The 13,089-nt window shown below is 54.0% G+C and carries 6 protein-coding genes; 4 read left to right on the top strand and 2 right to left on the bottom strand.

What is annotated here, in order from left to right; translation table 11 throughout:
- Positions 1-159: 159 nt before the first annotated feature.
- On the bottom strand, positions 160-1,389 hold the full coding sequence (locus E6072_RS02870; RefSeq protein ID WP_316693591.1) for an MFS transporter: 1,230 nt from the start codon (positions 1,387-1,389) through the stop codon (positions 160-162).
- A gap of 137 nt (positions 1,390-1,526) precedes the next feature.
- A complete protein-coding gene (locus E6072_RS02865; protein ID WP_316693589.1) occupies positions 1,527-3,986 on the bottom strand; it encodes a Cna B-type domain-containing protein in 2,460 nt (819 codons plus the stop codon).
- A gap of 395 nt (positions 3,987-4,381) precedes the next feature.
- On the opposite strand from E6072_RS02865, the gene E6072_RS02860 reads away from it, so the two are divergent.
- From E6072_RS02860 to E6072_RS02845, 4 genes are all read left to right on the top strand, one after another.
- On the top strand, positions 4,382-4,792 hold the full coding sequence (locus tag E6072_RS02860; RefSeq protein ID WP_316693587.1) for a hypothetical protein: 411 nt from the start codon (positions 4,382-4,384) through the stop codon (positions 4,790-4,792).
- 194 nt (positions 4,793-4,986) lie between these two features.
- Positions 4,987-10,857, top strand: a complete 5,871-nt coding sequence (locus E6072_RS02855; RefSeq protein ID WP_316693586.1) for an Ig-like domain-containing protein — start codon at positions 4,987-4,989, stop codon at positions 10,855-10,857.
- Positions 10,854-11,822 carry a MoxR family ATPase gene (locus E6072_RS02850; RefSeq protein ID WP_316693585.1) on the top strand — a complete coding sequence of 323 codons (969 nt, stop codon included), beginning with the start codon at positions 10,854-10,856 and terminating at the stop codon, positions 11,820-11,822. Before E6072_RS02855 ends, E6072_RS02850 begins: the two co-directional genes overlap by 4 nt.
- 4 nt (positions 11,823-11,826) lie before the next feature.
- Entirely contained in the window at positions 11,827-13,077 is a 1,251-nt protein-coding gene (locus E6072_RS02845; RefSeq protein ID WP_316693583.1) for a DUF58 domain-containing protein, read from the top strand.
- Positions 13,078-13,089: the final 12 nt, after the last annotated feature.

Here is a 13,089-nt window from a genome sequence, read left to right as displayed (position 1 = left end):
TCACTACTTTCCGAATCGGAAACCTACCTATTTAACCCGCAACTGTAACTCCCTTTCCTCGCTCTCGCGAGCAAACGGGGTCCCCGAGCGCTTTTGCCGCCCCGAGACCGCACAGGTTGCGTCTGGTATCTCCCGCGCATAGAGAGAGCGATAAGAATCTTAGTACCCCGATTTTTCTAGGGGCGGGATTTTCCGCAGGAGCAGGGCGAACACCACTACCAGGGCAATCAAGGTGGCGGTGAGGGCGACTAAACCTGACCAACCCCAGTGATACCAGGCGATACCTCCTAGGGTGCCGAAACAGGAGCCTCCCAGGTAGTAAGAAATGGAATACGCAGAGGCCGCTTGTCCGGCAGCGCCCACTCCCGCCACGGCGCGGGCAGTTACCCAGCCGGAGGCGGTGGCATGGACTGCGAAGAACCCGATAGCGAAAACTATGAGCGCGGGAATCACGATCCATAGGGTTTCAAAAATGGTGAGTACCAGGCCGATTAAAGTCAGCAGCGCCGCCATGGGCATTACTCGCCGCCTGCCGTAACGGGCAACTAGGTTGCCGCTCACCGAGGCAGCCAGGGAACCGAAGGCGTTGACCAGGAAGAACCCGGAAACTATCCAAGCGGGGAAAAGATAGGGGGCGACGCTGAAACGGTAGGGAACCATATTGAAAACCGCCTGGTAGGCGCCCAGAGTCAAGGCGCCAATCAGGAATAACAGCGCTAATCCCGGCTCACTCAACACCGCTTTGGTGTGGGCTATCAAGGTTTTTAACCCTGGGGGAGACTTGTGGAAGTTTTCTTGTGGGGGTAGTAGCCACCAGACCAGCAGCGACAGTAGGAAACCGCCGATACCGATCACGGTTAATACCCAATGCCAGGGCAGGAAATGGGAGATGATACCGCTGAGGATCCGCCCCAAAAGACCGCCCAGGCCAGTGCCGGCGATATAGACCCCTGCCGCCCTTGGTAAATCCCGGGCGCGTACTTCCTCGGCCAGGTAAGCGGTGGCCACGGCAGGTAGACCTGCCGCCGCTATACCTTGCAGGAATCGCCCGGCAAGCAGCAGGTGCCAGGTGGGAGCAAACCCTAGCGCCATGCCCACCAGAGAGGTTACCAAAATCGAGGTGAGGATGATCGGGCGGCGCCCCAGCCGCTCCGAGGAGGGGCCGACCAGGAACAGGGCTAACGCTAGGCCTGCTGTAGTAAGAGATACCGTCAGGGATGCCGCGGAGGGATCTAGGTGAAAATGACCCGAGATTTCCGGCAGTAACACCTGGGTTTCGTACATTTGCGCGAAACTGACGAACGCCGCAATAAATAGCGCAAGTTCAATGCGTCGATATTGGGGATCTTCCCGGCGGTAGCCGCCGTTGTCGCTTCTTTCCGCAGGCATAGCGGCAGTCTACGCCTTTAGGGCTTTTGACCCATAAATAACTGCCGGAATCTGAACAGTTTTAGCCGTTTTGCAGCCGGCGACGTACCAGCACCACTCCGCTAGCCAGCGCCAAGATCCCCAGCGCTAGCGCCGCGCTAATCCCAGAGCCGGTGGGAGGCAGTGGGGGGGGTCTTCTTCGGGGGAGGAGGAGTATCTCCCGGTGGCGGAGGCGGAGTAGTGGTGGGCGGAGGAACCGTACAGGTATTGGTAACCGTAAATCCCTTGCTGGCGTCACCAGTTACTTCGCTGCTGTATCCCTGTATCGCTGCCTCGGAAACAGTGTATTTCGCGAGTTTACCGTCAACATACTTCGGCAGATCCTCGAACTTGCCTTTCCAAGCGTTCGCTGCGTTTAGCGTCAGCTTCTTGTCGGTCGCTTTCCCGTTGGTCAGCAGCTGGACTTCGATTTGAGAGGCATCTGGGCAAGTGCCATCCGGGTTCGCCCATTTCTTAACTACCTCCACTTCGGTGGTCATCTTGTTGACCACCGAAATTGTATAGGTCTTGTTGGCTTCGTCTTTGGACTCGTCGGTTACCGCTAGCTGGTAGCCGTCTAGCTGTTTGCCGTTTTCGTCATGTTCTCTGAAGGTAATCGGCAGTTTCTTACCGGTCTTCGCGTCAATCAGGGTGTCGGGATCGGGGAAGCTCTCGACCGCGGCCGTCCAGTTGTTTTCTTCACTCAGTTCTACCTGATCAACTTGGAGACTGCCGACCAGAATATCAAGGTTAATCTTCGTAGGACGCTGCTCCGGGTCATCGCCTTGCCAAGCCTTCTTAACCTGGAGCTTCCATCTGTCGGGGCTGCCGAAAGTGAGCATGCCATTGTTCGCAATCCCTCCGCCAACAATGCCTGCACCAGTAGCAGTATTATTTTCGATAATTACTCGGGCGAGTTTTTCGGCGAGCTTCTTTGAGTCTTCACTGGGCACCGACTTGTATGCCTTATTTTCATTGATTTCCTGGTCATAAGGCATCAGTTTGTTTTCGCCGCCCTCTTTATAGCGAGGCTCCTGCGGAGGATCCCAGTCGAGATGTTTTCCATAAATAGATCCATCCTGATACCAGAGGCGCTGTCCGCCTCCTAGCATCCGGGGACTAATGGAAACCGGCTGACCAGCTCCGATTTTGCCAGCATAATGTTCAGTGACACTGGCGAAATCATCCCCGGCTCCTTTGTACTCCTTATTCTTCTCCACATCGGCTGTTCTGTTTCCGAAAATAGCTGCACCCTTAGTGATATTTAGGTGAGTTTGGCCACTGGGACAGTTCCAGATCCCGCCACCTTGGACGCTGGGTTGGTGATTTCCAGCTCCGATCAGTATCAATTTCTTGAAGGAATTATTTCGAATCAGCGCATTGTTAATGGTCAGTTTGGTGGAAATATCGTTGTATATGGCGCCTCCGCCGTAAAAGCCTTCGGATTTGTTTTCCGAGAAATAAGCGGCGTTAATAGTCGCTTCCGCTTTACCACCAAAGGCGATAGCGCCTCCGGAAGAACCCGCAGTATTTCCGGTGAACGATCCACCATTGATGGTTATGTTGCCTCCATTTGCGTAGATAGCTCCGCCCGGGCCATCCTCTTGGAAAGAATAGCCATTTCCTAAAGCGGTGTTGTTTTTGAAAGTACCGCCCGAAATCAGAGTTTTGGACCCACTTAAGTAGAGGGCACCGCCTTGACCTTGGTATTCGCGGCTAGCCTGATTGTCGTGTAGGTTTACACCGCTGACCGAAAGCGTACTGTTTGCGGCATATAGTGCGCCTCCGCGCTCGGTGAAGTTATGGTGGATATTTCCGCCCGAGATATTCACGTTTGAGTTTTCACCAAAGAGGGCACCGCCATATCCGTTGAATCTGGAATGCTGAACGCTGTTTTCAGCGATTTCGCCGCCTTTAACGTTAAGGGTGGCCGATTTTTCAGCACTGCCCCAAATTCCCAGAGCTCCACCTTTCTGGAGGCCTTGATTACCTTTAATGGTGCCACTATTGATGGTGGCCGTCCCGTTATAGACGGTGATGGGGGCTAGTTTTTGGATATCGACACCTTCGGGAGTGGCAGCGGAAGCTACCTTTTTCTCTGGCGTGAGGTTATTGGAAAAGTCAGCCTTGCCACTCATGGTGAAAGTGCCACCATTAACAAAGATGACCGGGCCGGCAGGATCGGAATCGTGAATAGAGCCGTCGCTAAAGTTTAGGTCTCCGTTTACCGTGAACTGCGTTTTGGTGAAGGACGGGCCGGCCAGGTTCAGTTTCCCGCCGGATTTAACTTCCACTGCCGGTAAGTTAGAGCCGGTAACTGTGCCCGCCCCCTTCAGTGTCAGCTCTGCGCCCTTGGAAACCACCAGCGGTTTTGCCTGATCATCCAAGGTGAGATTCCCGTTGACCGTCAGCTCATGCTGCCCGGAAGTGAGGGAATTGGCTTTAGCTACCAGGTCATCCCAGGTGGTTACGCCTTCGGCAGCTGCCGGATTGGTTGACCCTAGCGCCACAATCACCGCGAGGGTTGCGAGAGTGGCTAGAAACTGAAAAACGGAGGAAACTTTTTTCTTTATTAGCACACTTTCATTTTATGTTAATGGGAAGGGGTGCGCAACCGTTGCGGTTTCCTCCGGCACGTAAATCGATCGGGTTTGCTGGGGAGATTAGAGGACGAAGGGGAGGTTTTTCGTTGCCGAATAGATTCACGCGACCTGACTAAGCTGTTTAGGTTTTAAGTTACGAGGGCGTGCTGCTCAGCTATGCAAGGCCGCGATCGTAAGTGCTGACCAGGAGCTACCTTGAAAAGGTAGAGATGCTTGCTGGGAGAAAAATGCTGTGAAACAATAGCCACCGGCAGGTTTATCGCCAAGGTGAATATGAGACTGTTGCTCTCAATAGTTTGGTATCCATATGATCGCTAACTCCTCTATTGTTATGAAAAAAGCGCAGTAAACAGGAATGCCGACAGGTAAAAATGTTAAGAAAAACTACCAGTAAGCGCCACATTTGGCAGGGGATCATTGTCCTCGAAATAGTTGCAATTGCGCTATGTCTTATAGGGGGAGCGAAAACTCTTAATGCTTGGCTTGACAGTCACGAGCGTGATAAAGCCACAAGTACGCAAGTAGAGCAGCAAAGCCAGGCGATTGCAGCTGCCCTCAGCCGAAAAGACCAGGCAGAGACAGCCAAATTGGTGGGCAGCGTTGAAACCGCGAAATCCCTAATCAAACAGACAGAGGGACAACAGGTAACTTTGCCGAAAAGAGCGGTGAATAACGAAAGTGGAGCTCAATACCTGGTTACTTTCCAAACCAGCGGACGGCAGAAAATCTATCTGCGGATAAGGTGTACGAGAGACCTAAGCTGCACCGGTACTATCCCCTAGAGGTCTGACAAACCATGCCTGTGGATAACTTTTTAAAACAGTTGAAAGTGGGGGCAGGTTTAGTAGAGTGATTAATTGTTGCTAATCTGCAGGTGAGTTCCCCATCTGCGTGCCATGCCAAGGTGGCTCGGGGGAACCTTCGATCTAGTGAAGAGGACGCGGTTGTGGCTGGAGTGCGGGGAAGAAAAGGGAGCATGGGTAGCTCCTCGCGCCCTAACCAGGGAAAAACTGGCAGTTTTGTAAATAGTAGCGGGTGGCAACAATATGCCGGAGTTACTGGGTATTCCGCACTCCAGCGCCGGAAACAAAACAATCTCAAACTACGGGGACGCTTGCAAAAAGCTGCAATCGCCATACTAGCTACCCTGAGCTTAGTGATCGTCTACCTCGCCTGGCAGCACCCCGGTATTACGCGGGCGCAGGTGGATCTAAATGATGGCGGAATTTGGGTAACCAATCAATCGCAGCATCTAGTGGGACACCTTAATTTTCCGGCGCGCACTCTGGATGGGGCGGTGCGATCCAAAGCGGGAGATTTTGACGTCACTCAGGCGGGGGAGAATGTGAATTTCCAGAACCAGGCCGCCAGCGAAGTCGCCAAAATTGACCCTAAAAAGGTGCGCCTAGAGACTTCCTCTTCCCTGGAGAAAGGTCAACAGATAGCCCAATCGGGGACAAACTTGGCGATCCTAGACCCGGAAGCCGGCCTGCTATGGAGCGGAGAAGACCTATTATCCCAAGAGCGCAATCGAGCTAACGCTACGGTGCGTTCCCTGCGGGGAGCCCAGCTAGCAGGAGGGGATACCGGAGCATTCTTCCTAGCCTCACCAACCACGAAAGAACTGGTAACCGTCACTAAAGAGGGAAAACTTTGGAAAGATGAACGGGTAGAATTATCGCAAATCCCGGTTAATGCCCAGTTGCAAGTGGCGGGAATTGGCAAACAAGCGGTCGCCCTCGATAGTTCCCAAGGGGTGCTTTTCCTGCCCAGTGGGAAAAGAATAAAAGTGGCCGGTTCTCAGTTGGCGCTGCAAGAATCTGGGCCGGCAAAACCCTACGCGCTGCTGGCAGACCAAGACAAATTGATAAAAGTGGATCTGAATAGCGGATCCACCCGAGAGATTCCTTCCGGAGGGGGCGCGGGTAAACCGGCCAGGCCAGCAGTAAAAGCCCAATGCGTGTATGGAGCCTGGGCGGGGAGCGGCAAATTTGTGCGTGAATGCGCGGGAAAAGTTTTTCGCCCCACCCAAGAACTCGAGCGGCTAAAAACCGCCAAGACCCCGGTGTTTCGCAAGAACCGCGACCTCGTGGTGCTTAATGACACCACTGATGGGGCAATATGGTTAGCTGACAAAAACATGGAACTGGTAGATAACTGGGACGAGATCTCCACCATGTTGAAAAAAGAGGAAGAACGAGAGGATTCTCCTCAGATAACCGAACAGATAGCGCAAAAAGATCGGCAAAAAGAAAACACTCCGCCGGTGGCTCGTGATGACGTGTTCGGGGCTCGGCCAGGAAAAATAACTACGCTACCGGTGCTGGAGAATGATTCCGATACCGATGGAGATTTACTAACCGCTGAAGTGCTAGGCCCAGTCAGCCAAGGTGAAGTAAAACCCGTACGCGCAGGTGCAGCATTGCGCATAGAACTGCCCGCCGCCGCCTTGGGAACCATTAAATTTACCTACCAGGCGAAGGACGGTCGCGGAGGTGTCGCTACCGCCAATGTGACCGTGAAGGTCACCCCGGAGCCACAAAACTCCGCGCCAATACAAAAACGGGTACCCACGGTAGTGGTTGAATCCGGAAAGCAAGTTGAGTACAACGCGCTCCCCGCATTTTCGGATCCCGATGGAGACCCGGTGTTTTTGTCAGGCGCTTCCTCTAACGGTGACAACCAGGTGGAATACCGTCAAGAAGGCACCTTGGTGATCCGTAACCAGGCCAGTGGAGTTGGGAAAAAAGAAGTAAAAGTACTGGTCTCCGATGGGCGACAAGAAATATCAGGGCGCGTGATTGTGGATGTGCGTGCCGCTGGAAACGTGCCTCCGGAAGCTAACGGAGATATTGCGTTCGCAAGAGCCGGAACCACCATCACTATTCGTCCCTTGGCAAATGATACCGATGCCAATGGTGATCCTTTGACCCTGGCGGGGGTAAATATTGAACGTGCCGGGCCGCAGGTCACCCCGGATTTGGCGGGAGGGACTCTCTCCTTCCGTTCAGATCAAGAAGGGATCTATTACTTGACCTATACGGTCTCTGACGGGCCAGCCACCGCCACCGGAGTTATCAGAGTTGATGTTACTGATTCTGGAAAACGCGGAAAACCGGTGGTAGAAGACGATATGGCGGTGCTGCCGGTAGGCGGGCAGGTGTTGACCGATGTGCTCGCAAACGATTCTGATCCCGCGGGAGAAGTGCTGGTAACCCAGGCGGTCACCGTGGGGGCATCCTCGCCCCTGCGAGCAACCGTAATGGATCATTCGCTGCTAAACATTACGGCTCCGCGCGGACTCACCAAAGCCGAAACTTTAAAATACCAAGTGTCGAATGGGCAGGAAAGCGCCGAAGGGGTGGTTACGGTTATTCCGGTAACCACTCAGTCGGCAACTACGCCCCCGACCGCGAAACCAGATGAAGCCAAAGGGCGAGTAGGGGATGTGGCTACCGTAGATGTACTGGAAAATGACCGTTCCCCGGTGGGTTTGACCCTGAAAATAGACTCGAAACTAACCACCTCCACTCCACCGGAAGCTGGAAAATTCTTCGTCACCGGAAACCAGGTACGTTTCCTGGCGAAAAAAACAGGAAAATATGACGCCACCTATACAGTGAGGGACACTAACCAAAACCAAGCTAGTGCGCGGGTCAGTGTAGAGATAAAACCGGCAAATGCTTCCGATAATTCTGCTCCCGAACCGCGAGTAGTCACCGGGCGCGCAATTTCGGGGCAAGCCACCCGGATTCCCGTAGATCTGACCAATATCGATCCCGATGGAGATTCCGTATCCCTAGTGGGGATTGCCGATGCCCCCAAGATGGGGATAGTTGATATTGGTTCTAGTTGGCTCAACTACCAGCCAATATCAGGGAAAATTGGGACCGATACTTTCACCTATATCGTCGAAGATCGCTTTGGTAAACAAGGAACCGCCCGGGTGCAGGTAGGGGTAGCTCCCGCTGCCAGGCTTAACCAAAATCCACAGGCTAACCCGGATCAGGTGCGAGTGCGGCCGAACCGCGCCCTAGCGGTGGCAGTGACTGCTAACGATACCGACCCTGATGGTGACGGGGTTAGCCTGATTGCCGAATCGTTACAAAGTCCGGGGGATGGTCTGCAAGTGGCTGCCCGCGAAAACGCGGTTGTGCTCAATACCCCCAAGAAAGCCGATTCTTACGGGATAGAGTATTCCATCGATGATGGACGTGGCGGACAGGATACCTCCATTGCCACCGTGCAAGTAGACCCCTTTGCCCCCTTGCAAGCCCCCGAGGCCGCCGATGACCTCGTCACCGCGAAAGAAGCGGGAAGAAAAGTGGGCGAGCCCATCGAAGTGGACGTCCTCGCCAATGATATTGACCCTGACGGAGATGGGGCGGCGTTGACGGTTAGTTGTGAGCACAAAGGAGTAACCGTCAAGGGCAAAAAGCTAGTGATTCCCGCTCCCTCGCAGCGCCAATTAGTGCTCTATACTGTCACTGACCAGGACGGGTTAAGCGCTAACGCCATAGTTAATGTCCCCGGAGTTTCCGAACAAAAACCCTATATCGACCCCGATACTATCCCTATAAAAGCTAAATCCGGCGAGACTTTAACTGTTGATTTGGCTTCCTATGTGATTACTCGCAAGGCGCGCACCCCACATATTCATTCCGCCAAAGCCATTACCTTGGGTGCTGGGTTTGCAGGCGGAGTAAAAATGTCCGGAGATGATTCCTTCCAAGTAAGTATTAACCCTGATTTTTTCGGAAAAACCTCCCTGGTAATGCAGGTCAGCGACGGCAAAACAAACGATTCCTCCGCCCTGAGTGCCTCTTTAACTCTGCCCATCGAGGTGAAACCTTCCAGTAATCGCCCGCCAGTTTTTACCCCTACACGCATAGAAGTAGCTGCTGGTGAAGACGCGGTTAATGTCAACTTGGCGGATATGGTTAGCGATGAAGATGGGGACGATCCCACGAAAATGCGCTACCACCTGGGAGCTCTTCCTACAGGTATTCAGGCCTCGTTGAGGGGCAGCCAGCTTTCCGTTTCGGCTGAAGCTGGTAAAGCAAAGGGAGATGCCGGCTATATCGAAGTCACGGTAGAGGACGGCTCTGGATCTACCGTCGGGAAAATCCCGGTGCGAGTGGTCAGCTCCACTCGTCCCTTGATCCAGGTAACCGCGATTGATTTAGAGGGCGAATCTGGCAAGAGCGTCAGCATTGACTTAAGTCGCTACGCTACGAACCCGTATCCGGGAAAACCCTTGAAAACCGTAGGGTCACCTAGCATTGTGCAAGGAGCCGGACAGGCTTCAGCCTCCGGAACCCACCTGGAAGTAACCCCGGCAGCAAGTTTTAAAGGTGACTTGGTGGTTTCCTTTACTTTGCAAGATGCCAGTAGCGATCCAGATCGCCAAGTAACCGGTACCGCCCGGATCCGGGTTCTGTCCGTGCCCGATGCTCCTACCGCAGTAAGTGCCACCATCAGCGAGTCCACTACCGCCACCATTAGCTGGATCGCCCCTGCCGCTAACGGCACTCCTATTACTAGCTACAAGGTTACCGATTCGGTTTCTGGGAAAACGGTTACTTCCCGGGCAACGCTGGTAGATTTTCCGGGCTTGGAACCGGGGAAATCTCATAGCTTTACCGTAGTCGCCACCAACCGGGTGGGAGATTCTAAGCCCTCGGGGGCTTCCCCGGCGATAGAGGTAGAGGTTACTCCCGGTGCCCCCACAAATCTGCTAGGTACCGTCGGCAAGACCGCTGGAACCGCGACCCTTACGTGGGAAACGCCCAGTACAAACGGGGGTTCTCCCATCGATCACTATGTGGTTACTGTCGCGGGAGGCAGTCCCCAGGAAGTTAAAGGCACTAAGTTTGAGGTTAAAGACCATCCTGGCGGAGAATATAATTTCACCGTTATCGCGGTCAATACCAAGGCGGGGTCGGCGGCAACTGGCCGATTCGAAACTTTCGGTTCCTTCAACGAAAGTGCAGTTAGCGCTACTTTAGAGCGTGCGGGATCTAAACTGGCCAGAGTATATTTGCAGGGGGCGGAGGCTCCTGCCGGAGATGACGGAAGCTGCAAGGCCACCAGGGTAGACGGAAACCCAGTAGCAGACGATGGAACTTTCCAGTTCACGAACCCGCGGGCACGAACTGGTTTGAAAGTCGAATACACCTGCAATTTTAGATATAACAAAGGAGTATCTAAGTCAGTAAAAGCTAATCTCGGGGCACAGGAGAATCCCCAGATTACCGCCATGACAGAGCTGACAAACAACAGATCTGAAACCGGAACGTCGATAAAAGTAGACGTTTCCGGCTTGGATACCTGGGATAGCAGCTCCTTGGAGCTGGCCGTTTCCGGGGCAGGACCGGGGGGAGCAACTCTCGCTGACTATCAATACCAAACCCAGATGGTGGCGGGATCTGGATGGTTGATTACGCTTAAACAGTTAGAACCGGGGCAGACCTGGAAAATTACGGCAGATCTGAAGCTAATTCCGGAAGGAACCCGGCTGAGTAGGAACAGCGTGGAGGTTTCTACCCTGCAGGTTACCCCCGATCCCGGTAGCGAGAACCCCGGTGATAATGAGCCGATAGAGTCGGTGTCCTACCTGCAAAACTGGTATCAGCTGACCCCGTTGATGCCGGTTTCAAAACCGCTCTGGCCGCACCTGACACCCCTAATAGAGCTACCGGTATTCCCAACCGCAGCCGGCGATTACTGGCGGTATTCAGATTCCCAGGTGCCGCTGAACGCTCTCGGAGGCAATAAATACCTAAGAACTAGTCTTAGCGGGCAAGATTTACCTGCCCGGCAAACTGAAAAGGAGCTCGCAATATGATCCTGAAACAGGCCGAAGCCGCTGAGTTTGCTACCCGTTTCGCGCAGATAGCCGAAAATGTTGATCAGGCGATACTCGGTAAAGGGCACCAGGTGCGCCTAGTGTTAGCAGCTTTTCTAGCAGGCGGACATGTCCTGCTAGAGGATGCGCCCGGAACTGGGAAAACCGCCTTGGCGCGGGCGTTAGCGGCCTCGGTGGATGCCTCCCATAGCCGGATTCAGTTCACGCCGGACATGCTGCCAACCGACATTACCGGGGTAACCGTCTATGACCAGGAAACTAAACAATGGGATTTCCATGCCGGACCGATTTTCGCCAATATCGTCCTCGCAGACGAAATCAACCGCGCCAGTCCCAAAACCCAATCTGCCTTGCTAGAGGTGATGGAAGAGCGGCAAGTAAGCGTAGATGGAGTGGTGCACCCGGTGGGATCGCCGTTCCTGGTAATCGCCACCCAAAACCCGGTGGAGCAGGCAGGCACCTACAAGCTTCCCGAAGCGCAGCTAGACCGCTTCCTGATTAAGATTTCCCTAGGCTATCCCGACCAGGAAACCGCTATTAAAATCCTGTCCGGTGCTGCCCAACCGGATCTATCTAAAGATCTAAAACCGGTAGTTGAATCCGAGGAAATCGCTACCTGGGAACAGCTAGGTTTGCGAAATTATGTAGATGGGCAGATTACTCGGTATGTGCAGCAACTCGCGGAAGCTACCCGCTTGGATGATGCGGTGAACCTGGGGGTTTCGACCCGAGCGACAATCGGGATGATGCGGATGGCCAAAGTGTGGGCTGCTTCCCAAGGGCGCCACTATGTGTTGCCCGATGATATCAAGACGCTGGCAGTACCGGTTTGGGCGCACCGGATTATTATGGACTCCGATGCCCTCTTCGAAGGAGCCACTGCGCAAAGCGTAGTTGAGAGGGCGCTGAACGAGGTACCTCCGCCAGTGGATTCGCAGGCTTAAAATAATGAAAGTTTCCGAAACCACCACTACCGCGTTAAAAGACGCGCTGAAAAGCGGAAATAAAGCTTGGAAACAGGCGCGCTCGCGTGCCTCACTTACTGTCGTGCGCAAAATTCCGCTTACTGGTTTGGGGTGGCTAGTTCTGTTGGGGGGACTAGCTGGCTCGGTTGCCTACTTGGCTTGGGATTGGGCGGAAGCTGCGGCGATAATGTTTGCTGCGCTATTAGCGCTGTTGGCGGCGATAGCGCAGACCTGGGGTGGGGGCGAGCTGGCGCTGCGGGTAACAGTTGAGCAAGATAGGCTCCGCAAAGGACAAGAACTACTAGGGCGCGCGGTAGCGACCAACCAGGGGCGCCGCGCGGTGCGTGGCTTGAAAATAGAACTGCCATTGGGGGCAGAACAAGCCGATATAGCGGTACCAAGTTTGCGTTCTGGCAAGACTTTCACCCGGGAGTTTCAATTACAAACCAGGCGGCGAGAAAAGATTGTGGTTGGCCCGCCCCGCACAGTGCGAGAAGATATTTTAGGGTTGATTCGCCGGGTGCGATCTTGGCCGGAATCTCAAGATGTTTACGTCTATCCCAACTTCACTTCCGCTCTGGGGACATTAAGTGGCTATTCCCGAGATATGGAAGGGGCAACCTCGCAGGTAATAACCAGTTCAGATGCGACATTTCATGCCTTGCGTCCCTATGAAAGCGGAGACGACCGAAGGCATATCCACTGGAAAATGTCTGCCCACACCGGCCAGTTAATGATGCGACAATACCTAGAGACCCGCCGCTCCCACCATCTGATTGTGCTGGATTTAAAGCGAGAAAACTATGGGGAAGCAGACTTTGAATTAGCGGTAGAGGCGGCGGCTTCTCTGGCGGTTTCCTCCCTTTCCGGTGGGCAGCCGGTGACCCTTTATGCGGGAAAAACTGTATTGAAAGCGGCAACTGCTCGCACCGTCCTAGATTTCTTAACCGAAGTGCAACCCGTTGAGGCCGCTCAAGACTATCGCCACTTGGTGCGCTGGGCGCTAGCCCATGAAGCGCAATCCTCGGTTTGTTCCTTGATAAGCGGGCCGGGAGTAACTATGCGCAGGATGCAACAAATCTGTTTGCTACCGGCATCCGATATGGCTACTACCGGTATCCGAGCTGATGCCGGCGCTACCTTAACCCGCCGGGGAGCTGCCTCCCGTAGACTTTTAAATATCGGGGAGCTTTCGCAGCTCCCACGGGCATTAAATGGGGTGACTCTAGCGTGAAGAGATCCCAGC

It is taken from the genome of Varibaculum cambriense (assembly GCF_032557235.1).
In the GTDB taxonomy this organism is placed as follows: Bacteria; Actinomycetota; Actinomycetes; order Actinomycetales; family Actinomycetaceae; genus Varibaculum; species Varibaculum cambriense_C.
Note: the sequence above shows the minus strand (reverse complement) of the source record. Positions and strands in the feature narration are given on the sequence as shown.

Coding starts and splice junctions, on each gene's coding strand:
- E6072_RS02870 (WP_316693591.1), bottom strand. CDS start 1,389: ATGCCTGCGGAAAGAAGCGACAACGGCGGCTACCGCCGGGAAGATCCC.
- E6072_RS02860 (WP_316693587.1), top strand. CDS start 4,382: ATGTTAAGAAAAACTACCAGTAAGCGCCACATTTGGCAGGGGATCATT.
- E6072_RS02855 (WP_316693586.1), top strand. CDS start 4,987: ATGGGTAGCTCCTCGCGCCCTAACCAGGGAAAAACTGGCAGTTTTGTA.
- E6072_RS02850 (WP_316693585.1), top strand. CDS start 10,854: ATGATCCTGAAACAGGCCGAAGCCGCTGAGTTTGCTACCCGTTTCGCG.
- E6072_RS02845 (WP_316693583.1), top strand. CDS start 11,827: ATGAAAGTTTCCGAAACCACCACTACCGCGTTAAAAGACGCGCTGAAA.